The 25,666-nt window shown below is 73.5% G+C and carries 22 protein-coding genes and 1 pseudogene; 15 read left to right on the forward strand and 8 right to left on the reverse strand.

The window, feature by feature from the left end; all coding sequences use genetic code 11:
• The first annotated feature begins 48 nt into the window (after positions 1-48).
• From AB0E85_RS17440 to AB0E85_RS17450, 3 genes are read left to right on the forward strand one after another with little or no spacing between them, the layout of a single operon-like run.
• A complete protein-coding gene (locus AB0E85_RS17440; protein WP_361927539.1) occupies positions 49-579 on the forward strand; it encodes a 2Fe-2S iron-sulfur cluster-binding protein in 531 nt (176 codons plus the stop codon).
• Positions 576-1,580 carry a xanthine dehydrogenase family protein subunit M gene (locus AB0E85_RS17445; RefSeq protein ID WP_361927542.1) on the forward strand — a complete coding sequence of 335 codons (1,005 nt, stop codon included), beginning with the start codon at positions 576-578 and terminating at the stop codon, positions 1,578-1,580. Before AB0E85_RS17440 ends, AB0E85_RS17445 begins: the two co-directional genes overlap by 4 nt.
• On the forward strand, positions 1,577-3,676 hold the full coding sequence (locus AB0E85_RS17450; protein WP_361927544.1) for a xanthine dehydrogenase family protein molybdopterin-binding subunit: 2,100 nt from the start codon (positions 1,577-1,579) through the stop codon (positions 3,674-3,676). Before AB0E85_RS17445 ends, AB0E85_RS17450 begins: the two co-directional genes overlap by 4 nt.
• Before the next feature lie 31 nt (positions 3,677-3,707).
• On the opposite strand, the gene AB0E85_RS17455 is transcribed toward AB0E85_RS17450, so the two are convergent.
• On the reverse strand, positions 3,708-5,405 hold the full coding sequence (locus tag AB0E85_RS17455) for a hypothetical protein (RefSeq protein ID WP_361927546.1): 1,698 nt from the start codon (positions 5,403-5,405) through the stop codon (positions 3,708-3,710).
• A 254-nt stretch (positions 5,406-5,659) separates the two neighbouring features.
• Here AB0E85_RS17455 and AB0E85_RS17460 point away from each other — a divergent pair, with 254 nt between their 5' ends.
• From AB0E85_RS17460 to tgmB, 3 genes are all read left to right on the forward strand, one after another.
• Positions 5,660-5,983 carry a YkvA family protein gene (locus tag AB0E85_RS17460; protein WP_361927549.1) on the forward strand — a complete coding sequence of 108 codons (324 nt, stop codon included), beginning with the start codon at positions 5,660-5,662 and terminating at the stop codon, positions 5,981-5,983.
• Positions 5,984-6,103: 120 nt separating this feature from the next.
• On the forward strand, positions 6,104-6,295 hold the full coding sequence (tgmA, locus tag AB0E85_RS17465; protein ID WP_031111424.1) for a putative ATP-grasp-modified RiPP: 192 nt from the start codon (positions 6,104-6,106) through the stop codon (positions 6,293-6,295).
• A gap of 16 nt (positions 6,296-6,311) precedes the next feature.
• Positions 6,312-7,295 carry an ATP-grasp ribosomal peptide maturase gene (tgmB, locus tag AB0E85_RS17470; RefSeq protein ID WP_361927553.1) on the forward strand — a complete coding sequence of 328 codons (984 nt, stop codon included), beginning with the start codon at positions 6,312-6,314 and terminating at the stop codon, positions 7,293-7,295.
• 43 nt (positions 7,296-7,338) lie between these two features.
• Here tgmB and AB0E85_RS17475 read toward each other — a convergent pair whose 3' ends face one another.
• On the reverse strand, positions 7,339-7,542 hold the full coding sequence (locus AB0E85_RS17475; protein ID WP_361927555.1) for a hypothetical protein: 204 nt from the start codon (positions 7,540-7,542) through the stop codon (positions 7,339-7,341).
• 141 nt (positions 7,543-7,683) lie between these two features.
• Positions 7,684-8,133: a hypothetical protein gene (locus tag AB0E85_RS17480; RefSeq protein WP_361927558.1), complete on the reverse strand. Its 450-nt coding sequence runs from the start codon at positions 8,131-8,133 to the stop codon at positions 7,684-7,686.
• Positions 8,134-8,317: 184 nt separating this feature from the next.
• On the opposite strand from AB0E85_RS17480, the gene AB0E85_RS17485 reads away from it, so the two are divergent.
• A complete protein-coding gene (locus tag AB0E85_RS17485) occupies positions 8,318-9,289 on the forward strand; it encodes a helix-turn-helix domain-containing protein (protein ID WP_361927561.1) in 972 nt (323 codons plus the stop codon).
• Positions 9,290-9,338: 49 nt separating this feature from the next.
• On the opposite strand, the gene AB0E85_RS17490 is transcribed toward AB0E85_RS17485, so the two are convergent.
• From AB0E85_RS17490 to AB0E85_RS17500, 3 genes and pseudogenes are all read right to left on the reverse strand, one after another.
• Complete coding sequence (locus AB0E85_RS17490) at positions 9,339-9,590, reverse strand: DUF5133 domain-containing protein (protein WP_062930948.1); 252 nt, start codon at positions 9,588-9,590, stop codon at positions 9,339-9,341.
• Between the two features lie 111 nt (positions 9,591-9,701).
• Positions 9,702-9,803 (reverse strand): annotated as a pseudogene (locus AB0E85_RS17495) (ABC transporter ATP-binding protein); the annotation flags it as partial.
• Positions 9,804-9,852: 49 nt separating this feature from the next.
• Positions 9,853-10,710 carry an aldo/keto reductase gene (locus AB0E85_RS17500; RefSeq protein WP_361927564.1) on the reverse strand — a complete coding sequence of 286 codons (858 nt, stop codon included), beginning with the start codon at positions 10,708-10,710 and terminating at the stop codon, positions 9,853-9,855.
• A 265-nt stretch (positions 10,711-10,975) separates the two neighbouring features.
• On the opposite strand from AB0E85_RS17500, the gene AB0E85_RS17505 reads away from it, so the two are divergent.
• From AB0E85_RS17505 to AB0E85_RS17530, 6 genes are all read left to right on the forward strand, one after another.
• The gene (locus AB0E85_RS17505) at positions 10,976-12,538 is read left to right on the forward strand and encodes an acyl-CoA carboxylase subunit beta (protein ID WP_361927566.1); all 1,563 of its coding nucleotides are present in this window, start codon (positions 10,976-10,978) and stop codon (positions 12,536-12,538) included.
• 60 nt (positions 12,539-12,598) lie between these two features.
• Positions 12,599-14,356, forward strand: a complete 1,758-nt coding sequence (locus tag AB0E85_RS17510; protein ID WP_361927569.1) for a fatty acyl-AMP ligase — start codon at positions 12,599-12,601, stop codon at positions 14,354-14,356.
• On the forward strand, positions 14,353-18,321 hold the full coding sequence (locus AB0E85_RS17515; protein ID WP_361927572.1) for a type I polyketide synthase: 3,969 nt from the start codon (positions 14,353-14,355) through the stop codon (positions 18,319-18,321). The genes AB0E85_RS17510 and AB0E85_RS17515 overlap by 4 nt, the downstream gene beginning before the upstream one ends.
• Before the next feature lie 21 nt (positions 18,322-18,342).
• Positions 18,343-19,293, forward strand: coding sequence for an alpha/beta hydrolase-fold protein (locus AB0E85_RS17520; protein ID WP_361927575.1), 951 nt, complete (start codon positions 18,343-18,345; stop codon positions 19,291-19,293).
• Positions 19,294-19,415: 122 nt separating this feature from the next.
• The gene (locus AB0E85_RS17525) at positions 19,416-20,636 is read left to right on the forward strand and encodes a helix-turn-helix domain-containing protein (RefSeq protein ID WP_361927578.1); all 1,221 of its coding nucleotides are present in this window, start codon (positions 19,416-19,418) and stop codon (positions 20,634-20,636) included.
• A gap of 150 nt (positions 20,637-20,786) precedes the next feature.
• A complete protein-coding gene (locus AB0E85_RS17530) occupies positions 20,787-21,428 on the forward strand; it encodes a cutinase family protein (protein WP_361927581.1) in 642 nt (213 codons plus the stop codon).
• A 60-nt stretch (positions 21,429-21,488) separates the two neighbouring features.
• Here the strand turns inward: AB0E85_RS17530 and AB0E85_RS17535 are convergent, their stop codons facing one another.
• Positions 21,489-23,216, reverse strand: coding sequence for a hypothetical protein (locus AB0E85_RS17535; RefSeq protein ID WP_361927583.1), 1,728 nt, complete (start codon positions 23,214-23,216; stop codon positions 21,489-21,491).
• A gap of 183 nt (positions 23,217-23,399) precedes the next feature.
• Between AB0E85_RS17535 and AB0E85_RS17540 the strand changes: the two genes are divergently transcribed.
• Complete coding sequence (locus AB0E85_RS17540; protein ID WP_033312487.1) at positions 23,400-23,612, forward strand: hypothetical protein; 213 nt, start codon at positions 23,400-23,402, stop codon at positions 23,610-23,612.
• Positions 23,613-24,100: 488 nt separating this feature from the next.
• On the opposite strand, the gene AB0E85_RS17545 is transcribed toward AB0E85_RS17540, so the two are convergent.
• On the reverse strand, positions 24,101-24,967 hold the full coding sequence (locus AB0E85_RS17545; protein ID WP_361927585.1) for an aldo/keto reductase: 867 nt from the start codon (positions 24,965-24,967) through the stop codon (positions 24,101-24,103).
• 173 nt (positions 24,968-25,140) lie between these two features.
• Between AB0E85_RS17545 and AB0E85_RS17550 the strand changes: the two genes are divergently transcribed.
• A complete protein-coding gene (locus AB0E85_RS17550) occupies positions 25,141-25,551 on the forward strand; it encodes a VOC family protein (RefSeq protein WP_355837885.1) in 411 nt (136 codons plus the stop codon).
• Positions 25,552-25,666 lie beyond the last annotated feature (115 nt).

A 25,666-nucleotide genomic window follows, 5' to 3' on the forward strand; every position in this document is an offset into this window, starting at 1 on the left:
ACGCGGTCCGTACGGCATCACGGCCCGCCCGGGAAGGTCCTCCACGACATGGGCAACCATCGGCACCACTCGCAGACCACGCTCCGCGTCAACGGCAAACCCCACACCCTCACCGTCGACCACCGCCGGGTCCTGCTGGACCTCCTGCGGGAGGATCTCGACCTCACGGGCGCCAAGAAGGGCTGTGACCACGGCCAGTGCGGGGCCTGCACGGTCCTGGTCGACGGGCGGCGCGTCAACAGCTGTCTTCTGTTCGCGGTCGCCCTCGACGGCTGCGAGGTCACCACCGTCGAGGGCCTCTCCGGCGACAGGGAGGAACCGCATCCCCTCCAGCGGGCCTTCATGGAACGCGACGCGTTCCAGTGCGGCTACTGCACCCCGGGCCAGATCTGCTCCGCCGCCGGTGTTCTCGCCGAGGCGGCGGCCGGCCACCCCTCGCACGTCACCGACCCTGCGGCACCCTCGGGCGAACCGGTGCCGCTGGACCGGGAGGAGATCCGGGAACGGCTGAGCGGCAACCTGTGCCGGTGCGGTGCGTATCCGCGGATCGCCGAGGCCGTGGAGGACGTGATCCCGTGAAGGAGTTCGCCTACGTCCGTGCCGGCAGCGTCGAGGAGGCGACCTCCGCGTACGCCTCCCACCCCGGAGCGCGTTACCTCGGGGGCGGCACGAACCTCGTCGACCTGATGAAGCTCGGCGTCGAGACCCCCGCCGCCCTGATCGACGTCACCCGGCTGCCCCTGGACACGGTCGAGGAGCTGCCCACAGGTGCGCTGCGCGTCGGGGCGATGGTCCGCAACAGCGACCTCGCCGCCCACCCGCTCGTCCGCGACCGGTACCCGGCGCTGTCGCAGGCGGTGCTCGCCGGTGCCTCCGGGCAGTTGCGCAACGCGGCGACGACCGGCGGGAACCTGCTCCAGCGCACCCGGTGCCCGTACTTCCAGGACCTGTCGAAGCCGTGCAACAAACGCGAGCCGGGCAGCGGCTGCGGAGCACGGGACGGCGTCCACCGCGACCACGCGGTACTCGGGCACTCCGAGCACTGCATCGCCACCCACCCGTCGGACATGGCCGTGGCACTCACCGCCCTCGACGGGCGGGTCGAACTGGTGGGCCCCGAGGGGGCCCGGAGTGTCGCGGCGGCGGACTTCCACCGGCTGCCCGGGGACCGCCCCGAGCAGGACACCGAGATCCGCCCCGGCGAACTGGTCACCGGCGTGGTCCTCCCTGCTGTGACGGCCGGGCTGCCGTCGGCGTACCGCAAGGCCCGCGACCGGGCCTCCTACGCCTTCGCCCTCGCGTCCGTCGCGGTCGTGCTGCGCCTGGAGGACGGTGTGATCGGGCACGCGGGGGTCGCCTTCGGGGCCTTGGCGCACCGGCCCTGGCGCGCACGACGGGCGGAGGAGGCGCTGCTGGGCGCGGCTCCCACCCGGGCCGCCTTCGAGCACGCCGTCGAGTTCGAACTGGCCGCCGCGCAACCGCTGCGGGACAACGCCTACAAGGTGCCGCTCGCCCGCAATCTCGCCGTGGACGTGCTGTCCCGGCTCACGGACACCGCACTCACCGGGAGGGCCTCATGACCGGCAGCGTGGGCGCCCCCGCCGAGCGGCGGGAGGGACGGGAGAAGGTCAGCGGCACCGCCCGCTACGCCGGCGAGTTCCACGCCCCCGGCCGGGCCCAGGCATGGCCCGTGCCGGCGGGTGTGGCCCGGGGCCGGGTGACCGGCGTCGACACGGCGGCCGCCCTGGCCGTGCCCGGCGTGATCGCCGTCCTCACCCACGAGAACGCGCCGCGGCTCGCGGAACCGGACGATCCCACGCTCGCGCTGCTGCAGAACGCGCGGGTCCCGCACCGCGGCTGGTTCGTGGCGCTCGTGGTGGGCGAGACCCTGGAGGCTGCCCGCGCCGGTGCCGCAGCCGTCCGTGTCACCTACGACACTGAAGAGCACGACGTGACCCTCACGGCTTCGCATCCGGGTGTGTACGTGCCCGAGGAGGCCAACGGCGGTCATCCGGCCGTCCGTGAACAGGGCGACCCCGACGGGGCGTTGGGTGCCGCGGACGTCCGGGTGGACGTCGCGTACCGGGTGCCGCCGCTGCACAACCACCCGATGGAGCCGCACACCAGCACCGCCCGGTGGGAGGACGGCCGGCTCACCGTGCACACCTCCAGCCAGGGCACCGGCACCGTGCGGGCGGTGCTCGCCGGTCTGTTCGGTCTGTCCAAGGACCGGATCGTGGTCACCGCCGAGCACGTGGGTGGCGGCTTCGGGTCCAAGGGCACGCCACGCCCGGACGTGGTGCTCGCCGCCATGGCGGCACGCGAGACGGGACGGCCGGTGACGGTGGCCCTGCCGCGCCGTTACCTTCCCGCCGTCGTCGGGCACCGCGCGCCGACCCTGCACCGGTTGCGGCTCGGGGCCGATGCTCAGGGCCGTCTCGCGTCCCTGACGCACGAGGTCACCACGCACACCTCCCGCATCAAGGAGTTCGTGGAGCAGGCGGCTGTGCCCGCACGGGTGATGTACGCCGCACCCCACAGCCGTACGGTCCACCGGGTGGCGGCACTGGACGTGCCGTCCCCGTCGTGGATGAGGGCGCCGGGCGAGGCGCCGGGCATGTACGCGCTGGAGTCCGCCATGGACGAACTCGCCACCGAACTCGGCATGGACCCGGTCGAGTTGCGCGTCCGCAACGAACCGGACGTCGAGCCCGACAGCGGCAGGCCGTTCAGCAGCAGGCAGCTGGTCGAGTGTCTGCGTGAGGGCGCCCGGCGCTTCGGCTGGGCCGGGCGCGATCCCCGCCCGGCCGTCCGCCGGGAGGGCCCCCTGCTGCTCGGGACGGGCGTGGCGGCGGCGACGTATCCCGTCATGGTCGGGCCCTCCACGGCCACGGCACGTGCGCTGCCGGACGGTTCGTTCCTGGTGCGGATCAACGCCACCGACATCGGGACGGGCGCCCGGACGGTGCTCGCTCAGGTCGGTGCCGATGCCCTCGGGGTGCCGCTGGAGCGGGTGCGGATCGAGGTCGGCAGCACGGAACTTCCGTCGGCGCCGCTGGCCGGCGGCTCGTCCGGGACCGCCTCGTGGGGCTGGGCGGTGCACGACGCCTGTGCCGGACTGGCCCGGCGGCTGGCCGGGCACGTGGGGCCGCTCCCGGAGCAGGGCCTCGACCACCGCGCCGACACGACGGGAGCGGCGGACGCCGAGAGCGACTTCGCGCGGCACGCCTTCGGGGCGCACTTCGCCGAGGTCGCCGTGGACACGGTCACCGGTGAGGTCCGCGTCGGCCGGCTCCTCGGGGTCTATGCGGCGGGCCGCATCCTCAACGCCCGTACGGCGCGCTCGCAGTTCGTCGGGGGCATGACGATGGGGCTGGGCATGGCGCTGACCGAGGGCAGCACCATGGACGCCGCGTTCGGCGACTTCACCGAGTCGGATCTGGCGTCGTACCACGTGCCCGTGCACGCCGACGTCGCCGGGATCGAGGCGCACTGGCTGGACGAGGAGGATTCCCGTCTCAATCCCATGGGCAGCAAGGGGATCGGGGAGATCGGCATCGTCGGGACGGCCGCGGCGATCGGCAACGCGGTGCACCACGCCACGGGCGTCCGCCTCCGTGAACTCCCGCTGACTCCGGACCGGGTGCTGACCGGGCTGCTCGACCGACGGACCTGAGCAGGGCCGCCGGCCGGGCCCGGCCGAGGCCTCACTCCGTCACGCCGCGTGCCTCGGGCGCGGGCGCCGCCGCCCACTGCCGGGCGGCGATGGGCGCCAGCACCCGGAAGACCAGCGCCACGAGGGACAGCAGAGCCGCGCATCCGGCGACCGAGGCGGCCAGCCACGGCGGGGCGAGCGCCAGGTCGACGGCCCGGGACAGGGACGCCGACGGGAAGGAACTCCCGTACGCCTGGGCCCCCGCCAGCACCGTGGGCACCAGCACCGACCCGGCCAGCACCAGCGCCACGGGGCGCAGCGCCAGCAGCAGTGCCAGCACCGTGCACAGCACCGACAGGCCGAGGGCGAACGCGTGCAGCCGCAGGGACGCGTCGCCGCGCTGGAGCGGGAAGTGGACCACCGCGCACACGGCGAGAGCCAGGGCGGCGAGCCAGCCCGACCAGGACACGGACCGGGCGAACCGGTCCGTGGCACGCTGCCGGTCCGGCGGTGCGTCGTCCGGGGTGCGGTGCGTGTCGCGGTCCGTGTCCGGGCGTGCCGTGCGGCGCTTGCCCGCCCGGTGGGGCGTCCCGGGCTCACCGGTTTCCCCCTCGGGGCGCGAAGTCCCGTGCGGCTGACGGCCGTTGCGGTCCAGCCGTTCCAGGCCCAGGCGGTCGATCAGCTCGACCAGCTCCCCGACGGACCGGCCGGTGGCGGCCGCACGGAGTGCCTCCTCGCGGACGTGGGGCTCCTGCGGCTCCTTGTGCAGCAGGGTCACCAGCCGGGTGACCTCCTCCACCGGCCGGTGGGCTGCCGCGGCCCGGATCGCCTCGTCGGCGCACTCGGCGTCACGCGGAGGCTTGGTCAGCAGGGCGATCAGCCGGGACACGTCCTCCACGGACCGGCTCACCCCGGCGGTGCGGAGCGCGTCGACCCTCGCCTGCGTGTGGTCGGGCGACTCCTCCAGCGAGACGATGAGGTCGACGACCTCCTCCAGCGGCCGGTCGGCCACGGCCGCGTGCACCAGGTCGCTGACGGCGTCGCCGTACGGCGCGCCGGAGGCCGGCCCGGTGCCGGGCCGCAGCTCCACCGGGTTGTCGTCGAGCGACCGGATGACGAACGGACGCGCCGGCTGGTCGGTGTCGCCCGCAGTGGGTCCGGCGGGCGGATACGTCTCGTCCGGGCCGGCGGTGTCCGAATGGGCGGGCGGGGAGTACTCCTCCGCCTGGTCCGTCCGGTCCGGTACGGGCGGAGCAGGCCGCGCCTCCGCGGGATCCCGCCAGTCATCGGCGAGCGGGACGGGCTGCGCCGAGGGCCGGTCCGGGGTGGGGACGGCGGTCGGGTCCGCGTCGTCCGTCCCGGCGACGGCGGGCCGCGCGGGCGCCCGGCCCGGGCCGGTGTCCGGGGGCTGGGCGGCCGAGGGGTCCGTCTCGGCCGGGTCAGGGACAACGGGCCGGGCGGCCATGCCGTCCGGTCCGGCGGCCGGCTGCCGCGTTTCCGCCCCGGCCGCCGGGTGGGAGCCGAGGGCGACGGGCTCGGCGGCCGCCGGGCCGGCCTGGTGGGATGCGGCGGCGGGCTGGGGGTACCCCGTCCGGTACGTGTCGTACGGGCCGGAGGGCTGCGCGCTCGTCTGCTCCACCTGGTGCGTGCCGGTGGCGACGGTCGTCTCGGCGGACGGCTGGGCGGACCCGTTCGGCTCGTTGGGTATGGCAGGTTCGTTCGAGCGGGGTGATGAAGAGCAGGTGGTCATACTCGCCTCCGTGGGAAGAGTGCGGCCGCTCCTGCGCCCCCCGTCGTGTGACGAGCGACGTTACGCAGACCATTACTAGGCGCCACCGTCACCCCGTGCCACTCGGGTGAGCCACCGGGATGACCGCCGCACGGGAAATCCGCCGACTCGCCGACATGTCGGGCCCGGCCGCAATACAGCCGCCGGAAACGGGAATCCATTCAGGGGGTGTTCGGGAGGTCCCGTGTCACGGCATGCCAGGAGGAGGGCAACCCGTGGATACGACCACAAAGGTGATCGTTCTGGCCGCGGCTCTCGCGGCCGTCGTCCTCGTCTTCGCCGTCGTCGTCCTCGTGCGGCTGGTACGGACCCGGCGCGAGTTGAAGCGCGCGGGGCTTCCCACGGGACCGCGCTGGGTCTTCTGGGGCGCGGTGCTCTATCTGGTGCTGCCCACCGACCTGGTGCCCGATCCGGTGTACCTGGACGACATCGGCGTCCTGCTGCTCGCTCTGCGCACCGTCCGCGGCTCCCTCGGCGAACGGGAGCGCAGTACGGCACACCGGCCGGACCGGCAACCGGCAAATAACTACGGAAAGTAAGGAAACCAACCACCCGTTCGATTCGTATAAGTCTCTGGAAGCCGAAACAGGCCGGTGGACCGGGTGGCGACGCCCGGGGGGTCACCGACTGCTCGGCGCAGTACCGACGAGGGAGAGACGATGCAACCGTTCGCGCTCAACTACGCGCGCCCGGCAGTGGAGTTGGAAGCTGCCATTCCGTACGTGTACGACGCCGGACAGCAGTTGAACGTGCTCCGCGACGGAAGGGTCGCGGCCTCCGACTTCGCCCTGTTGAGAGAGTTCGGCACCACGACGTCGACCGCCGGCTCCAAGACGCACTTCGACGACTGACCACGGACCGCCGAAGATGACCGTACTGATCCTCACCTGCGAGGAGGACGTCACCGCGGACATGGTCGTCGTGCATCTCAACGCGACGGGGGTTCCGGTGGTCCGGGTCGATCCCGCGGACCTGACCGGTGGTGTCGCGCTGTCGGGGGAGTTCGTGCACGGCCGGTTCCGCGGCCATCTGTCCGCCGGGGGGCGGCTGGTGAGCATCGGGGGGCTCCGGTCCGTGTGGGTGCGCCGGCCCGGTGTACCGGCCGCGCGGGCGGCCCAGCCGTCCGCATGGCTGACCGAGGAGGCCGCCCAGGCGCTCTACGGCATGCTGCGGGGCTCGGACGCGCGCTGGATGAACCATCCCGACGCGGCGCGCCGGGCCCGGCACAAGCCGTGGCAGCTGCGCCTGGCCCAGAGATGCGGCCTGCCCGTGCCCGCGACGCTGATCACGACCTTCCCGCGCGCCGCCCGCGAGTTCGCGGAGCGCTACCCGGAGCTGGTGGTCAAGCCGGTGTCGGGCGCGCATCCGCAGGACCCGCCCCGGGCGGTGCCGACCAGCCGGGTCGCGCCGGAGGCGGACTTCTCCGCCGTCGCGTTCGGGCCGACGCTGCTCCAGCGGCGGATCACCAAGCGGGCCGACATCCGGCTCACCGTCGTGGGTGAGCGGATGCTGGCCGCCCGCAAGGCGACCGCCGAGGACGCGGACCCGGACGAGGTCGACGTGCGGTTCGCCGCGCCCGGCTCGCCGTGGCGGCCCGTCGATGTGCCGTCCTGCATCGCGCCGGGGGCCCTGTCCTATCTGCGTGAGGCGGAACTGGCCTACGGGGCTTTCGACTTCGTGGAGGACTCCGACGGGACCTGGTGGTTCCTGGAGTGCAACCAGTCGGGGCAGTTCGGCTTCGTCGAGGTGGAGACGGCTCAGCCGATCGCCCGGACCATCGCCGAGTGGCTGGCCCGGCCCGTACCGGTCCAGCCGTTGCACGTCAACGGAGCGAACACGACGCTCCGTTGAGCTCCGGGCCCGGTGCAGACCGGGCCCGGGCCCGACGGCCGGTTCACTGCGGCCGCGGGCCGGGGAGCATGCCCGCGCGCTGCCAGCCCGCTCCGGGGGATTGCGGACGGTCGTAGCCCAGGGACTGTGAGGGCCGCATGACCAGCTCCAGTTCCCTGCTCACACGTTCGGCCTCGCGGCGCACCTGTGCGGGTACGTCGCCGCGCTCCGCGATGAGTCGGTCGTAGATGGGGGAATCCTGGAACACCCGTCAACGTGCCTTTCTGCTCGTCGGCCCCGTGCGGGGGCGAGACTGCGAGTGTAGGCGGCACGGTGTCCCGGAGTGTGAATTCCTTGGGATGACTTGACGCAGACCGGACATCCGTGACAGGCGATCGCGGGACTTCTCTCAGGCTCCCGTGGTGGAACCCGGACGGACGATCATCAGGACGGTGACCGTGGCCCACAGCAGGTTGAACACGCCCGTGAACATGGCCAGTCGGACGGTGCTCCGCCGGTCGACGCCCTGCTCGTCCGTCAGTCGGCCGAGGAGTTCTTCCTGGCGGGGCAGGACGAAGGCGATCAGGACGCCGGCGGCCGCCGCGGTGAGGGCGATGGAGGTGACGAGCCATCCGCTGCCGAGGACGCCCATCGCGGCCGCGGTGGCGAACCCGAGGAGGGGGACGGTGAGTCCGACCTTGGCGTAGACGCGGCAGATGCGGTGCAGGAGCGCCGCCGTGCCCGCGTCGGCGGGACCCGCCTGGCGTACGGCCGGCGGGAACATGCTGGCCGCGACGGTCACGGGACCGACGGCGATGACGGCGGCCAGGACATGGAGGGACAGCAGGATCTTGGTCACCGGGGCTCTTTCCGTGAATGCGGTCGACGAGCCCACGCTAGGACCCCTCCGGCGTGATCCCCCAGGGGCTGGAACGACAGCTTCCGACGGGTTCCCGCCAACTCGTCCGACCTGCGCTCGCGCCACCGTGCCGCCGCGAACCCCACGTCACCGGGCCGGCGGGAACCCGCCTAGGGTGACGGTCATGCACTCTGTGGCGATCCTGGTCCTCGATGGCGTCGTGCCCTTCGACATGGCGGCGCCCCAGCAGACGTTCGCCTGGACCCATATGCCGGACGGGCGGCCCGCCTACCGGGTCCGGTTATGTGCCGAGACCCCCGAGGTGCGCGCGGACGGCGGCTTCACCCTGCGGATCGAGCGGGGTCTTGAGGCGCTGGCGGAGGCGGACACCGTCATCGTGCCCGGCTGCTCCCCCGATGCGGCGCCGCCGTCGGCCCGGGTGCTGGCGGCCCTGCGGGAGGCGGCCGAGGCCGGGACCCGGATCGCGTCGGTGTGCGTGGGGGCCTTCGTGCTGGCGGAGGCGGGGCTGCTGGACGGGTTGCGCGCCACCACGCACTGGGTGGCCGCCGGCGAACTGGCCCGGCGCTTCCCGCGGGTCGAGGTGGAGCCGGACGTGCTGTACGTCGACAACGGGCCGATCCTCACCTCGGCCGGTGCGGCCGCGGCGCTGGACCTGTGCCTGCACATGATCCGCCGCGACTTGGGGTCGGCCGTGGCCGCGAACACGGCCCGCATGTCGGTCATGCCGCTGGAACGGGAGGGCGGGCAGGCCCAGTTCATCGTGCACGAGCATCCCCCCGTGCCCCGGGGCTCGGCGCTCGAACCGGTGCTGGAGTGGATCGAGGACCATCTCGCGCACGAGGTGACGCTCGGCGCGCTGGCGGCGCGCGCGGGGATGAGCGAGCGGACCTTCAGCCGCCGCTTCCGCGAGCAGACCGGCACCACCCCGCTGCAGTGGCTGCTGCGGGCGCGGGTGCGGCGCGCCCAGTACCTGCTGGAGAACTCCGACCACTCCGTCGAACGGATCGCGCGCCAGGCGGGCTTCGGCTCGCCGACCGCGTTCCGGGAGCGGTTCCGCAAGGTGGCCGGCACCACGCCGCACGCCTACCGCGCCGCGTTCCACGGGCGGACGAACGCCTCGGCGGCCCCTTCCTAGGGGCCGCCGAGGCGTGCTGCCCGGTCCGCGCCGGGCCTTTCGTCAGCGGTCAGCCGACCAGCGTCAGGCCGTTCTCCCCGTCCGCGTCGGCGGCGTGCGGCCGCCCCTCGGTGAGCAGCAGGACATCCGCCTTGGCGATGGCGTCACTGATGTCGGACGTCCCCATCATCACGCACAGCGTGTAGCTGACGTCCTCCAGCTCGCGTGCCGCCTTCGGCACGTGCCTCTCCGACTGAGCGATCCTCAGCGACGCGTACCGCGTCAGCAGCTCCCTGACGATCTTCCGGTCCGGTACAAGCACGTAGCGCCCCTCTCTGTGTTTTCGCTGCGTATGCCCGAACCACGCGGAAACATTCACACGATTTTCTCACCTGTAGCGGATTTGACGAGAACTGATCGGTTGCGACCGGTATTAGGTGAGCTGGCCCCTGTGCAGAGCGGTGTATGCCCCACCCTTGCGCAGCAGCTCCTCGTCGGTGCCGATCTCCTCGATGCGGCCGTCGCCCAGCACCACCCTGAGACCCGGGGGCGGCGTGCGGCCGTCCCCGGGTCTGAGGGGCTGGTCAGGCGGCGTCCAGCTCCGCCAGCTCCTCGGCGGTCAGGGTCAGGTCGGTGGCGGCGAGCGAGTCGCGGATCGTCTCGGGCCGGCTCGCGCCCGGGATGGGGACGACCACCGGCGACTTGGCGAGCATCCAGGCCAGGCACACGCGCTGCGGGCTCACCCCGCGCGCCGCGGCGATCCGGGCGAAGGGGGCGTGGCCCGAGCCGAGTTCACCCGCCTTCGAGATCCCGCCGAGGGGGCTCCAGGGCAGGAACGCGATGCCGAGTTCGTCGCACAGGCGCAGTTCCGGCTCGCTGGAGCGGAAGGCCGGGGAGAACTGGTTCTGCACGGAGACCAGCCGCCCGCCGAGGATCTCCTGGGCCTGCCGGATCTGCTCCGGGTTCGCGTTCGAGATGCCGGCCATGCGGATCTTGCCCTCGTCGAGCAGGTCCCGGACCGCGCCGACGGACTCGGCGTAGGGGACGCGCGGGTCGGGGCGGTGGAACTGGTAGAGGCCGATGGCCTCGACGCCGAGCCGGCGCAGGGACTCCTCGCAGGCCGCCCTGAGGTGGCGGGGGCTGCCGTCGAGCGTCCAGCTGCCGTCGCCGGGGCGCTGGTGGCCGCCCTTGGTGGCGACCAGGACGTCACCGCCGCGGTCGTGGGAGGCGAGGGCCTTGGCGATCAGGGTTTCGTTGTGACCGACCTCGTCGGCGTCGCGGTGGTAGGCGTCCGCGGTGTCGATCAGGGTCACACCGGCGTCGAGTGCGGCGTGGATGGTGGCGAGGGAGCGTTCCTCGTCCGGTCGTCCCTCGATGGACATGGGCATCGCGCCCAGGCCGATCGCGCTGACCTCGACGTCACCGATGCGGCGGTTGTGCATGGGTTCGTGACCTCTTCCGGCTGTCGGGCGATGGTGCATTCCAGCCTGGACGCCGCGCGGCCGGGGGTCCAATAGAAGAAGGAGAACGCATTCAGCACCCGGGCAGCTGAATCGCGCCCCGGCCCTCGAAGCTCCCTTGTCACACCCGGATGAAAGCCGGCGCCCGAGGACTCACCTCCCCCACACAGAACGTCGATCCGTAGGGCACTCCCCCGCCTCGCTGCCATATTCGAGAGCCACTTCGGAGGTGGTTGTGAGCACAGAGGTGACGACATCCGGTCCGGGGGAGACGGCCACGCCCCCGCCCGGAGGCACCGCGGAGCGCGTCGCCGGCCTTGAGCAGCGCCGGGAGCGGGCGGTGGCCCCGGGCGGGCCGCGCAGACGCGGGGAGTTCTCGGCCCGGGAGCGGATCGACCGGCTCCTGGACAAGGACTCCTTCACCGAGACCGGCCTGTTCGTCCGGGCCCGGCCCACCGGACACGACGCCCGCCGTCCCTGCGGCGACGGGGTGGTCACCGGGTACGGCACGGTCGACGGCCGCCCGGTGTGCGTGTTCGCGCAGGACTCCACGGTGTTCGGCGGCAGCATGGGCGAGGCCTTCGGTGAGAAGACCGTCGCCCTGATGGAGCTGGCCCTGAAGACGGGCTGCCCGGTGATCGGCCTGAACGACTCCGGCGGGGCCCGGATCCAGGAGGGTGTCGCCGCGCTGGCCCTCTACGCCGAGCTGGTCCGGCGCAACGTCAAGGCATCCGGGGTGATCCCGCAGATCTCGGTGGTCCTGGGCCCGTGCGCGGGCGGCGCGGCGTACTCGCCGGCGATCACCGACTTCACGGTGATGGTGGACGGCGCCTCGCACATGTTCGTCACCGGTCCCGACGTCATCGAGACGGTCACGGGCGAGCGCACCACCGCCGAGGAGCTGGGCGGCGCCCGCACCAGCAACACCGTCAACGGCAACGCCCACTTCCTGGCCGTCGACGAGGAGGACGCCCTGGACACCGTGCGGGACCTGCTGTCGTACCTGCCGGCCAACAACCTGGAACGGCCGCCGGAGTACGCCCCCGGGAGCGCTCCGTCCGGGGCAGGGCTCGACGCGGTCGTCCCGGACCGGCTCGGCGCGGCCTACGACATGCGGGACATCCTGCACGCGGTCGTCGACGACGGTGAACTGCTGCCGGTGCAGGAGCTGTTCGCGCCGAACATCATCTGCGCGCTGGCCCGGATCGAGGGCCGCTCGGTGGGCGTCGTCGCCAACCAGCCGCTGCACGCCGCCGGGGTCCTCGACATCGACGCGTCCGAGAAGGCCGCGCGGTTCGTGCGGTTCTGCGACGCGTTCGGCATCCCGCTGCTGACCTTCGCCGACGTGCCCGGATATCTGTCCGGGGTGCGGCAGGAGCAGGCCGGGATCATCCGGCGGGGCGCGAAACTGCTGTACGCCTACGCCGAGGCCACCGTCCCCAAGGTCACGGTCGTGGTGCGCAAGGCGTACGGCGGCGGATACGCGGTGATGGGCTCCAAGCACCTCGGTGCCGACGTCAACCTCGCCTGGCCCACCGCCCGGATCGCCGTGATGGGCGCCGAGGGGGCCGTGGGCGTCCTGCACCGGCGCGAACTCGCCGCGTCCGACGACCCGGAGGGGCTGCGTGCCCGGCTCCTCGCCGCGTACGAACGCACCCACGGCACCCCGTACCTCGCCGCCGAGCGCGGCTATGTCGACGCCGTCATCGCGCCGCGCGAGACGCGGGAGCAGGTCTGCCGCGCCCTGCGCGCGCTGCGCGGCAAACGTGCCCCGATGCCGGAACGCCGGCACGGCAACATCCCCCTCTAGCCACCCCACCCCTTCTTTCGCGACCCGTAGGCCGATCCGCGCCGTGAGGAGCCCCGCCTGATGGACAGCCGCCGCCCCCCGCTCGCGCCCGCGTGCCCCACACTGCCGGAGTACGTGCGGCACTGGGCCGGGACCACCCCCGACCGCCGGGCGTTCACCTTCGTCGAGCACCCGGCACAGCACTCGCGCGGCGTCCACCGCACCCTGACCTGGCGCCGTCTGGACGTGCGGGTGCGGGCGCTCGCCGCACGCCTCACGGACGAGACGGACCCCGGGGACCGGGTCGCGCTGCTGTGCCCCCAGGGCACGGAGTACGTGACGGCCTTCCTCGCGGCCCTGGCCGCCGGGCTGGTCGCCGTGCCCCTGTACACCCCGGGCCTGCCCGGGCACGCCGACCGGCTCGCGGGCGTCCTGGCCGACGCGCGCCCGGCGGTGGTGGTGACCACGAGCCGGACGCGGGACGAGGTGCGTAACTTCCTCGGGGCCGGCGGGCCGCGGATCGTCGTCGCGGACGAGGTGCCCGACGAGGAGGGCCGGGGCCGGGAGCAGGCCGCCCCGGACGCCGGGGCGACTGCCTACCTCCAGTACACGTCCGGTTCGACCCGCGCCCCGGCGGGTGTGGAGATCAGCCACGGCAATGTCGTCGCCAACGCCCGCCAGGCACTGTCCGCCTACGGCCTCGACACCCGCCCGATGACCAGTGTGGGCTGGCTGCCGCTGTACCACGACATGGGGCTGGTGCTCAGTGTCGCGGCGCCGGTGGCACGCGGGGCGCTGTCGGTGCTGATGGACCCGGCGGCGTTCCTGCACGAGCCGGTGCGCTGGCTGCGGCTGCTCGCCGCGCATCCCGACGCCGTGAGCGCCGCGCCCAACTTCGCCTACGACTACTGCGTCGCGACCGTCACCCCGGAGCAGAAGGAGGATCTGCGGCTGGACAAGGTGACCGCGCTGATCAACGGCAGTGAGCCGGTCCGCCCGGGCACGGCCGACCGTTTCCACGCGGCGTTCGCGGATCAGGGTCTGGCGCCCGGGTCGCACTGCCCCTCGTACGGGCTGGCGGAGGCCACGGTGTTCGTGTGCGCGGCCCGGCCGGGTGAACCGCTCAGCAGGTTCGCGCTCGACCGTGACGCCCTGGCGGCCGGCAAGGCCCTGCCGGCCCGGCCCGACGATCCCCGGGCGGTGCTGCTGGCGGGGTGCGGCACCCCGGCGGGCCAGCGGGTCCGGATCGCCGACCCGGTGTCACGGGCCCTGCTGTCGGAGGGCGAGGTCGGGGAGATCTGGGTGCAGGGGCCGAACGTGGGCCGCGGCTACTGGAACCGGGACGCGCGGGAGGCCTTCGGCGCGGAGTTCGCGGACCCCGCTGCCGGACCGGGCCGCTGGCTGCGGACGGGTGATCTGGGGACGGTGCTGGAAGGGCAACTGGTCGTCACGGGACGGCTGAAGGACCTGATCATCGTGGACGGGCGCAACCACTACCCGCAGGACGTCGAGGCGACGGCCCAGGAGGCGCACGACGCGGTCCGCCGGGACCGGCTCGCCGCCTTCGCCGCGCCGGGTGGCGCCGGCGGCGAGTGTGCGGTCGTCGTGGCGGAGCATGCGCGCACCGCGCTCCTCGCCGAGCTGGACGTGGCGGCCGTGGTGCGCGCCGTGCGCGGTGCCGTCTCGGCCCGGCACGGGCTGCGGCTGGCCGATGTCGTCCTGGTGCCACCGGGCACGGTGCCGCGCACCTCCAGCGGCAAGGTGTCGCGGGCGCTGACCCGCGCCCGGTATCTGGAGGGCGCCTACGGGGAGCAGGCACGGGCTGGTGCCGCGGGATGAGGCGCGTCGACGAGGCCGCGCTGCGCCGGCTGTTCGCCGAGCGGGTGGCCGCATGGAACGGCACGTCCCCGGACGACGTGCCGATGGACCGGCCGCTGGCGGACCTCGGCATGGCCTCGCGGGACGCCGTCGCCCTGGCCGGTGAGCTGTCCCGCGCCACGGGCCGGGAGCTGCCGACGACACTGCTGTGGGAGGCACCCACCGGAGAGGCGCTGGTGACGCGGCTGTGCGCCGACGCGGCCCCGGGGACCGAGGCGGCCGAGGTGCCGCGTGCCCCGGTGCCGGGCGGGACGGCCGAGCCGGTCGCGGTCGTCGGGGTCGGCTGCCGTCTGCCCGGCGGGGCGCACGGCCCGGACGGCTACTGGCAGTTGCTCAGCGAGGGTACCGACGCCGTCCGGCAGGTTCCGGAGGACCGCTGGCGCGACTTCACGGCGTTCCCGCCCGCCGATGCCCACCGGTACGGCGGCTATCTCGACGACATCGCCGGGTTCGACGCGGACTTCTTCCGCATCACCCCGCGCGAGGCCGCGGTGATGGATCCCCAGCAGCGGATCCTGCTGGAGGTCGTCCGGGAGGCGCTCGACCACGCCGCCGTGCCGGCCGGGTCCCTGGCGGGCACGGCCACCGGCGTGTTCGTCGGCATCTCGGCGCCGGAGTACGGGCAGGTGACGGGCGCCGACCCGGCTGCCGTCGACCCCTGGGCGCCGGCCGGGGGCGCGCTCGGTGTCGCCGCGGGACGGCTCGCCTATGTCCTGGACACGCGGGGGCCGAGCCTGGCCGTCGACACGGCCTGCTCCTCCTCGCTGGTCGCGGTGCACCAGGCCTGTGTCAGTCTGCGCACGGGCGAGAGCGACACGGCGATCGCGGCCGGGGTCAACCTGCTGCTGTCGCCGGCCGTCACGGTCGCGTTCCGGCGGGCGGGTGCCCTCGCACCGGACGGCAGGTGCAAGCCGTTCTCGGCGGCGGCCGACGGCATCGGCCGCGGCGAGGGCTGCGCGGCCGTGATCCTGAAGCGGCTGTCCGACGCCGAGCGGGACGGCGACCGGGTGCTGGCCGTCGTCCGCGCCACGGCCGTCAACTCCGACGGCCGCTCGAACGGTCTCATGGCACCGAACCCGGCCGCCCAGCAGGCACTGCTGGAGCGGGCGTACGCGCAGGCCGGACTTCCCGCGGAGCATGTCGACTACGTGGAGGCGCACGGCACCGGAACGCCGCTGGGCGACCCGATCGAGGCGGGCGCCCTCGGCGCGGTGCTGGGCGCGGGCCGGGACCCCGACCAGCCGCTGCTGCTGGGGTCCGCCAAGGGCAACCTCGGTCATCTGGAGGCGGCGGCGGGCATCGCGGGGCTGGTGAAGACCGTGCTGGCCCTGCACCACGACAGCATCCCGCCGTCCCTGCACTGCGAGCGGGGCAGCTCGCTCACCGACCCCCGGCTGCGGGTGGTGACCGAGCCGGAACCCTGGCCGCGTTACGGCGGCACGGCGGTCGCGGGCGTCTCCGGGTTCGGCTTCGGCGGCACCAACGCCCATGTGGTGCTGGAGGAGGCACCGCCCGGCCTGGTTCCGGCGCGACCGGCCGAGGAACCGGCCGCCCGCGTGCACCTGCTCTCCGACCTCGACACCGAGCGCCTCCGGGACACGGCAGGCAGGCTCGCCGACCGGTTGCGCAACAGTCCCGCACACCCCGCCGACGTGGCCCGGACCCTGGCCGGCCGCACGGGCCGGGGCCCCGTGCGCGCCGCGGTGGTCGCCCGAGACCGGGCCGAACTGGTGCACACCCTTGATGAGTTGGCGGCCGGGCGTCCGGACGCCCGGGTGACGACGGCTGTGCGCGACCGGGTGGGGCGCGGCACGGTATGGGTGTTCTCCGGCTACGGCAGCCAGTGGCCCGGCATGGGGCGCCGGCTGCTGGCCGAAGAACCCGCGTTCGCCGCCGCCGTCGAGAAACTCGACCCGCAGCTCGCCCCGGAGTGCGGCCTGTCCCTGTACGACCGGCTGGCCTCGGGTGAGGGTCTCGACCGTCTGGAGGTGGCCCAGCCGGTCCTGTTCGGACTTCAGCTGGCGCTCGCCGAACTGTGGCGCTCCTACGGTGTCGAGCCCGCCGCCGTGATCGGCCACTCCATGGGCGAGGTGGCGGCGGCCGTGTGCGCGGGCGCGCTGGACGTGGCGGACGGGGCACGTGTCATCGCCGTACGGGCCCGGCTGCTGAGTGGCCTGCGCGGCGGCGCGATGGCCGTGGTGGACCTGAACGACGACGAACTCGACGCGCTGGCACGGGACTTCCCGGAGGTGCATGTCGCCGTGCACTCCTCTCCCCGGCAGAAGGTCGTCACCGGTGAGGAGACGGCGGTGGCCGGTCTCGTGCGCCGGCTGGAGGGGCGGGGCCGGGCGGCGCGGGCCATGCGGGTGGTCGGCGCCGGGCACTCGCCGCAGGTGGACGGGCTGCTGCCGGAGCTGGTGGAGGCGCTGTCCGGGATCCGGGCACGCCGGCCCCGGGTTCCGGTCCACTCCACGGTCCTCGACGACCCGCGCGGGGACTGCCTCTTCGACGCCGCGCACTGGGCGGCCAACCTGCGGCGGCCGGTACGGCTGGACCGGGCCCTCGCGTCGGCCGCGGCCGAGGGCCGCACGGCCTTCGTGGAGATCTCCCCCCACCCGGTGCTGACCGGGGCCGTCGCCGACACCGTGCCCGGCGCGCTCGCCCTGGCCACGCTGCGCCGGGACGCCGACGGGTCGGAGGCGTTCGCCGGGCAGCTGGGCGCCCTGTACGCGGCGGGACAGCGGCTTCCCCTGCCGCCGGGGCGGGTCATCGACCTGCCGCTGCCCCGGTGGCGGCACGTACGGCACTGGTGGACGGACGGCCGGGCCGCTCACACCGCGCCACCGCCGGAGGAACCTCCTGCCGTAGTGCCGGAACCCACCTCGGTGCTGGCCCGTCTGACCCACCACACCGCGTCCGTCACCGGCCACTCCCCCGCCCGTATCGCCCCGGACACCGCATGGGCCGACCTCGGGCTGGACTCGCTGATGGCCGTCCGCGTCCGCACGGCGGTGGAGCGTGAGTTCGGCGTCGAACTGTCCCTGCGCGAGCTGTTCGCCGCCGTCACCGTGGAGGAGGCGGCAGCCCGCATCGAGCGGGCCCTGCCCCGCGACGACACCCCCGTGCGTCCGCTGCGCGCCACCGGCTCGCGGCCGCCGCTGTTCCTCGTTCACGCCGCCGGCGGTCCGGTCAGCGTCTACCGGACGCTCACCGAACTCCTCGGCGAGGACCAGCCGGTGTACGGGCTGGAGCGGATCGACGAGGCCCGGACCGTGCCCGAGAAGGCACGGCGCTACACCGAGGCGATCAACGCCGTCCGCCCCGACGGCCCCTGCCTGCTGGGGGGTTGGTCCTTCGGCGGCTTCGTGGCCCAGGAGACCGCGCGGCAACTGGCCGCCGCCGGACGGGAAGTGCGGCTGGTCGTGCTCATCGACTCCGTACGGCCCCTCCCCCGCCCGGGGCTGACCCGCGCGGACCGGATCCGGGCGCACTTCGAGGGCTTTGCCCGCCATGTCACCGACACCTACGGCGTGCGCCTGGAGCTGCCCTACGACGAACTCGTGGCCATCGACGACGACGCGGCCCGCATCGACGCCGTGCTGCGGGCCCTGCGCGAGGCCGCCGGCGTGCCGTCCGCGGCCCTGGAGCACCAGCGCGCCTCCTACCTGGACATGGGCATCGGCGAGTCGCACCGCCCCGGCGGCCACGACGGGCCGGTCCTTCTCTACCGGGCCACCGAACCCGCGCCGCACACCGTGCGCGACCCGGCGTACGAGCGGGACGACGCGGCCCTGGGCTGGGACGAGGTGTGCCCGCGCCTGGAGGTGGTGCCGGTGTCCGGTCACCATCTGTCGCTGCTCGATCCGCCGCACGTCGACGAGATCGCCACCCACCTGATCCGGACGCTCGCCGAGCCGTCCTCCTGACATGGAACCCGAGGAGCCGTCATGCCCGACCTGCCGCAGAAGCCCGCCGCCGGAGTGTCCCGGCGTACCGTCGCCAGAGCCACGGCCGCCGCCGGTCTCGCCGCCCTGTTCGGGGCCGCGGCCACGGCGCCTGCCCGGGCGGCCACCCGGGTCGGGCCGCGTACCCGGGACGTGTCCGTGGTCTCCGCCGCGCTCGGCCGCAGCGCGCCGGTCCGGCTGATCCTGCCGTCGGACTTCGAAGCGCGCCCGGAGAAGAAGTACCCCGTGCTGTACCTGCTGCACGGCGCCCACGACGACTACACGTCCTGGACCCGCGAGACGGACATCGAGGCGTTCACGGCCGGCCGCGACCTGATCGTGGCGATGCCGGACGCGGGTCCCACCGGCATCCCGAGCGTCTGGCGCGGCGGCCCCGACTACGAGACGTTCCAGGTGAAGGAGGTGCCGGCACTGCTCGCCCGGGACTACCGGGCCTCCGGCGTACGGGCGGTCGCCGGCGTCTCCACCGGCGGCTACGGGGCGATGGCGCACGCGGCCCGCCACCCCGGGGCGTTCACCGCGGCGGCCTCCTACAGCGGCATCCTCGACACCACGGCCCCCGGGGTTCCCGCCATCATGGACGCGATCGTGGCTCGCGAGAACCTGCCGGCCGCGTCCCTGTGGGGCAATCCGCTGTTCAACCTCCTGACCTGGCGGGACTTCAACCCTCGCGCCCGCGCCGCCGGGTTGCGCGGCACCGCCCTGTACGTGTCGCAGGGCAGCGGGGTGGGTGGTGGCGGCGATCCGCTGCCCGGGATCCTGGAGAGCGCCCTGTGGCCCTCGGCCCAGGGCTTCGCCCGCACGCTGGCCCTGATGGGGGTCTCGGCCACCACCCACCTCTACGGGGGCGGCGGGCACGACTGGGCGCACTGGAAGCCGGAGTTCACGGCCTCGTGGCCTGTCCTCGCCCGTGCGCTGGGTGTGCCAGAGTGACGGGGGTGCCGTCGGGGCACGGAACGGAGCGGAGGGGTCGTCCGTCCCACACAGGACTCCCCACTCGCCCCACGGGCGACAGCCCGCGGGTGAGCCGCTTCCGGTCGAAAGGAGTGTCCGTGATGGCTGTGCCCACCCCGCACGGCGTGCCGGACCGTCCCGCCGCGCCGCAGTTCCCCCCTGAGCTGGCGAAGGTGCTGCGCGCCGACCTGGCGGCCGTCGCCGACGAGGTGGAGGAGGAGGTGCGCCGCCAGGTCCCCGAGTACGCCCGGCCCGCCGACGGCGTGTACCTCCAGAACCTGAGGTCCGGGGTGGTGCAGGCGCTGACCCTGTTCGTCGACCACATCGCCGATCCGCGCGACGACGGGGGCGCGATCGCCGCGACGTACTACGAACTCGGGCGGGGTGAGGCCCTGGAGGGACGCAGTCTGGACGCCCTCCAGTCCGCGCTGCGCGTCGGCGGGATGTGCGCCTGGCGGCAGATGGGCCGCACGGCGGAGGAACTCGGGCTGGACTCCACGCTCGTGGCCGCGCTGGGGGAGCTGGCGTTCCGGACCGTGCACGAGGTCGCCCAAGCCGCCGCCTCCGGCTACGCGGAGGCCCAGCTGCGCAGCTCCGACGAGCTGGAACGGCGCCGCAAGCGGCTGCTCGACCTCCTGCTGGAGGACGGGCCGGTGGCGCTGGAGGCCGTGCAGGACCTGGCACACAGTGCGCGCTGGCCGGTGCCGCGGACGGTCGCCGTCGTGGCGCTCGCGGCGGCGCCGGACCGGCGGGAGGAGGACCGGCCGCTGGCGGCGGCGGGCGCGCTGGTGGACATGGGGTCCCGGCCGCCGCGCATGCTGGTGCCCGACCCGGAGGGTCCGGGCGGCATCGGCGGCCGGGCGTTCACGCTCGCGCTGCGCGGCCGGCCCGCCGCGATCGGCCCCGCGGTCGCGGTCACCGAGGCCGCCCATTCGCTGCGCCTGGCCACCCGGGCGCTGGGGCTGATGGGCCGTGGGGTGCTCCCCCGCCAGGGCGTGGTGCGCTGCTCCGAGCATCAGTCGACGCTGCTGCTGCACGGTGACGAGCCGCTGCTGGAGCGCCTCCGGGCGCGGGTCCTCGCGCCTCTCGACACGGTCTCGGCGGGGCAGCGCGACCGGCTCGCCGAGACCCTGCTGGCCTGGCTGCTCAGTGGCAGCAACGTGCCGGACGTCGCCGTACGGCTGCACATCCACCCGCAGACGGTCCGCTACCGGCTGCGCCAGCTGGAGAAGCTCTTCGGTGACTCCCTGCACGACCCGGAGACCCGCCTCGACCTCATTCTCGCGTTGCGTGCGGAATCCCTGCACGCGCGGCAGAACTGACTCCCCGGGCCCGGGCGGCGTACTCAATCGGCGACAAAAACCGGCGGGGTTTCCATAATCCTGTCCATAACAGCGGGCGGGGAAAAGCCCATACGTTCGGGGCGTCCTTTTTCGCAGGCGCTGCACGCGCCTTTCACGCGGAGGATCCCCATGCGTATCCGTATGTGTCTCGCGGCGTTCTCGCTGGCCGGCGGGGCCGGACTCACCACCCTCGCGGCTCCCCCGGCCGTGGCCGCGGCCTGCTCTGACGTCGAGGTCGTCGCGGCCCGTGGCACCTTCGAGCCGGGCACGCTCGGCTTCATCGTCGGCGACCCGGTGTATTCGGCGCTCCAGAAAAAGGCGGCGGGCAAAAGCCTGTCCAGCTACAAGGTGAACTACCCCGCCGACCTCTCCCCCACGTCCGCGGCACAGGGAAATCTGGATCTGGTGAACCATGTGAAGAGCCAGGCCGCCGCCTGTCCCGGGCAGAAGTTCGTTCTCGTCGGCTATTCGCAGGGCGCGAACGTCGTCGACAATTCGATCGGCATCAGCAGCGCCGGTGCGGTGGTCGGCAGCCCCATCGTGGCCACGCTGCCGGCGGCGGTGGAGCCGAAGGTCGCCGCGGTGCTGCTGTTCGGCAACCCGATCCGGGCGCTCGGTAAGAGCGTCACCGGCACGTACCAGAGCCGCACGCTCGACCTGTGCGCCCAGGGCGACCCCGTCTGCGAGAACGGCGGCGGCGACGTCGGGGCGCATCTGAGCTACCGGGACGACGCCGAGGAGGCGGCCACGTTCGCCGCAGGCAGGCTCTGAGCCGACGTCACGCGAAGGGGCCCGGGAGGAGATCCTCCCGGGCCCCGGGCGTGTGCCCGGTCAGGGCCGGCTCGGTGATCGTGCGAAGTCGGCGAGGCCGGTGGAGACGGGCTCCGGCCGGCCGTTGTTCTGCACCGGCGCGGCGGTCAGGACGTCGAGGTGCTGGTAGCCGTCGGCGACCACGGGATGCAGCTCTGCCGGGACCCGGCCGGTGAGCAGGCCCTCACCGGCGAGCACGGTGAGCACCGGGTTGGCCTTGAGCCCCTCGGGGTGCACGACGAGCCTCTTCACCTGCGGGGATGTGGCCAGCTGAAGGTCCGTGACCAGTTTGGTCGGGAAGTACTGCTCGGTGAAGTCCAGCGGCTGCTCGGCCAGGCTGCGGGCCAACTGCCGTAGGTCGGTGACCTCTTCGCCGGCGCCGGTGAACGGGGTGCCGTCGGCGGAGCGGTGGCCGGGGTCGTCCGGGTCGCCGACACGGTCGTAGGTGCGCCAGGTGTAGAGCGGGCCCTGCGGCCGGTCCGGGATGGCCTTGTAGGCGGTGCCGTAGGGCCCGGCCTGCTGGTCACCGCCGTTGGCGACGGGGAAGCTCTTGTCGGCGACCGGACCGCCGTCGAAGAAGCCCACGCTGGTCTGCAGGAACGCCAGCGGTACGGAGTTGTCGTCCAGCAGGGCCCCGAGCACGGCCCCGTTGGTGAGCCGGAAGTCCTTCACCGAGGGCTTGCCGCTGAGGAAGGCGGCGGTGTCCTTGGCGAACAGGAAACGGTTGGTGGCCTCGGTGTTGAGGTTGGAGGGCAGGTAGCGGGGCAGGTCGGCCTCGCCCTCCGGGTCGTCGAGGACACCGAGTCCGGCGATGCCGAGCAGGGTCATGGTCTCGGGGTTGAGCAGCACCGGCGCGGACAGGGTGCGCGGCAGCACCCCGCTGTCCAGCCCGGCCTGCACGACGCCGTGGCCCAGGCCGATGTCGGGCAGGTTGGTGTCTCCCGGGATGCTGCCGCTGAGGTCCGCCAGGGAGGTGGAGACGGTCGTGTCGAGGGCGAAGTAGCCGGCGCACTGGTTGTAGCCGGCGTCCGCCGTGGTGGCGCGGTTGCCGTCGAAGTCGGCCGCGGCGAAGTACCCGGTGATCACACCGCCCAGCGAGTGCCCGCCGCACAGCACCTTCTGCTTGCGCTGCGCCGGGGAGGGCAACTCGGCGGTCAGCAGGTCGTACTGGTCGCGTACGGTCTGCTCGATCCCGAGCCTCGCCATCCAGCCCAGTTGCGCGTTGCCGGTGAAACCCGCGAAGGTCCGGCCGCCGACCTGTTTGCCGCGGTAGTAGTAGTCGACCGCGGTGTGCTGGTCGCCGGAGGCGATGCCGGTGCGGTCCTCCAGGCAGTTGGAGCGCCGGTCCAGCGCCCAGAACTCGATGTGCCGTCCCTGCTCGGCGGCCCGTGCGACGGTGTTGCGGGCGACGCTGTCGAACGCCCCGGCGCCTTCCAGGATCCCGGGCTGGGCGATGAGGATCCGGTCGGCGTCGGCCGACGCGGCAGGCCCGGCGGCGGAGCGGTAGCGCAGGTACGACAGCCAGTCGCAGGCGGCCGGGCGGGGCCCCGACGACTCCGGCAGCGGCACCTTCACCCGCACCATCGACTCCGTCACTCCGGTCACCGGCGACGTCGACCTCACCGGCGTCTCGGTGCGCGCCCCGTCGGCGTGAGCGCCCGGGGTGGCGGCCGTGAGCGTTCCGGCGCTCAGCAGCAGGGCCAGCGCGGCACCGCGCCACTTCCCTCTGTGCGTACGATTCATGTCCATGCCACGGACGCTAGGGCGCGGGTGGAGGCGCTCTCAGGGAGTGCTGATGAGAACTCAGCTTCCGGATCGCGCCTTGTCACCGGGGCACAGCGCGACCGGCGCCCCGCACGGGGAGAACGGGTCCGTACCGCTTCTGGACGCCACCGAGCTGCGAACCGGCCGTTTCGGGAGCATGGTGGGGCTATGGACGGTCAACCCCCTGTGGTCGTGCAGCCGCCCGCGACGGACGGCGGACGGCTGGTGACCATCCACGGCGAGCGCATGGGCGTCGCCTACAGCCTCTTCGACGTACTGGACCTGCTGCACCGCGAGGGCCTGCCCACCACGGACACGGCCGTCGACGACACCGAGCTGATCGAGTGGCAGGGCGGCGGCCCGTACGACTGGAACAACTAGGGGCTGTCCGCACCGACGGCACGAGTCCGGCTCCGGCCCTGTTCGACCGCGAGCGGCTCAGAGACGGCTTTCGGCCGACCGCCGGTGCCCACATGACGCAAGACCGCCTTGACCCCCGCCCTTCCCGGCTGATGCGATCATCAGGCGACGAGTGGGGCCCGCCTGCCGCCCTGCCCCGGTGTCAGCTCGGAGCTGAGGGGTGAGCATGGGAACGATCATTGCGCTGTTCGCCGGCATGGGCGCTCTTGCCGCGTTGCTGAGCATCGTTCTGCTCAGGCGCAACCCAGGGCGCTCCATGCCGGATTCCGCAGACGGATGGCAAGCTGAACGGAATGCAAGTGAGCAAGCCGCAAGCAGTCGTGCCGAGGTTCGGGGGATCGCGCTAGGGGGGCACCCCCCTCTCCTAAGTGGCCTCCTCACGGGCAAGCGCCGTTGAGGGGTACCACTCACGCCCCTGCCGAGCCGGTCGTTCCAGGGCGCCCGTGAGGTCACGCCCCGGCTCCTCGGTCTGTCGCGGCCTGTGCCGCCCCGGCGAGCCGATCGAGGCGGGTCCGCTGGGCTGACGTCAGCTCCAGGCCGGCCGCTGCGAGGTTCTCCTCCAGGTGCTCGATCCGGGCCGTGCCCGGGATGGGCAGGACGACCGGTGCACGGTCGAGGAGCCAGGCGAGTGAGACCTGCGTGGGCGTGGCCCCGAGCTCGGCAGCCACGGCGGCGATCTCGCCCTCGGCTCCCGTCGTCCCCCAGGCCACGGGCCGCCACGGCAGGAACGCGATACCGGCCGCCGCACACGCGTCGAGCACCGGCTCGTGCTCCCGGTCGAGCAGGTTGTAGCGGTTCTGCACGCTCACCACGTCGACGAGTTCCCTGGCCCGCTCCAGCTCCTCGACGGTGACCTCCGACAGCCCGACCCGGCCGACCAGGCCGTCGGTCTGGAGCTCCCGCAGGGTGCCGAGCTGGTCGGCGAGCGGCGTGTCGGGGTCGATGCGGTGCAGCTGGAGCAGTTCGATGCGCTCGGTCCGCAGCCGGCGCAGGGCCTGCCTGACCTGGTCGCGCAGGATCTCCGGCCGACCGTCGAGTTTCCAGTCGCCGCCGGGGCCGGTGCGCGCGACACCGACCTTGGTGGTGATCAGCAGGCCCTCCGGGTAGGGGTGCAGGGCTTCGGCCAGGAGCTCCTCATTGGCACCGCCGCCGTACAGATGTGCCGTGTCGATCAGGGTCACGCCCAGCTCCACGGCCCGCCGGGCCACCGCGAGGGCGTTCTCCCGGCCGGGGCCGAGGTCGGTGGGCAAGTGCATGGCTCCGAAACCGAGCCTGCGTACGTCCAGGTCCCCGCCGATGCGGAACGTCGATGACATGAGCCGTCGTCTCCCCCTCTGCTCAAGGGGCCACGTTAACAGTGCAGTTGGCCACGGCTCCGGCGGTGGCGAGCGCCGGCGCCGCCGGGGACGCGGGCCGCCCGACGAGCCGTTGTCGGTGCCTGGCGATACGCTGCGCGAAAATGACTTTTGCCCCCTTCTGGGAGGTTCTCATGGCCTCGCGCCTCAACCCGTACCTCACCTTCAACGGCGACGCCCGGCAGGCGATGGAGTTCTACAAGGAGGTCTTCGGCGGCACCCTCAACCTCAACAGCTACGGAGAGTTCGGGCAGGCGGACGCCCCGAACGCCGACAAGATCATGCACGGCATGCTGGAGACCACCGGCGGCTTCACCCTGATGGGCGCCGACAACCCGCCGGGCATGGAGTCCGAGCAGGGCGGCTCCTACTCCGTGAGCCTCAGCGGTGACGACGACGCCGAGCTGCGCGGCTACTGGGAGAAGCTGTCCGAGGGCGGCTCGGTGTCCGTGCCGCTGGAGAAGCAGATGTGGGGCGACGTGTTCGGCATGTGCACGGACCGCTTCGGCGTCCCGTGGATGGTCAACATCAGCACCGAGACCTGAGCAGCCGGGCAGGACGGCCCGGCCGTCCGCCCGAGGCCGCCCGTGCGCACCGCCTTGCCGGTGCGTACGGGCGGCCTCCCTTTGTTGGTACGTCCTGACAAAGCTGTTGACATCC

It is taken from the genome of Streptomyces sp. NPDC029044 (assembly GCF_040637495.1).
Taxonomy (GTDB): domain Bacteria; phylum Actinomycetota; class Actinomycetes; order Streptomycetales; family Streptomycetaceae; genus Streptomyces.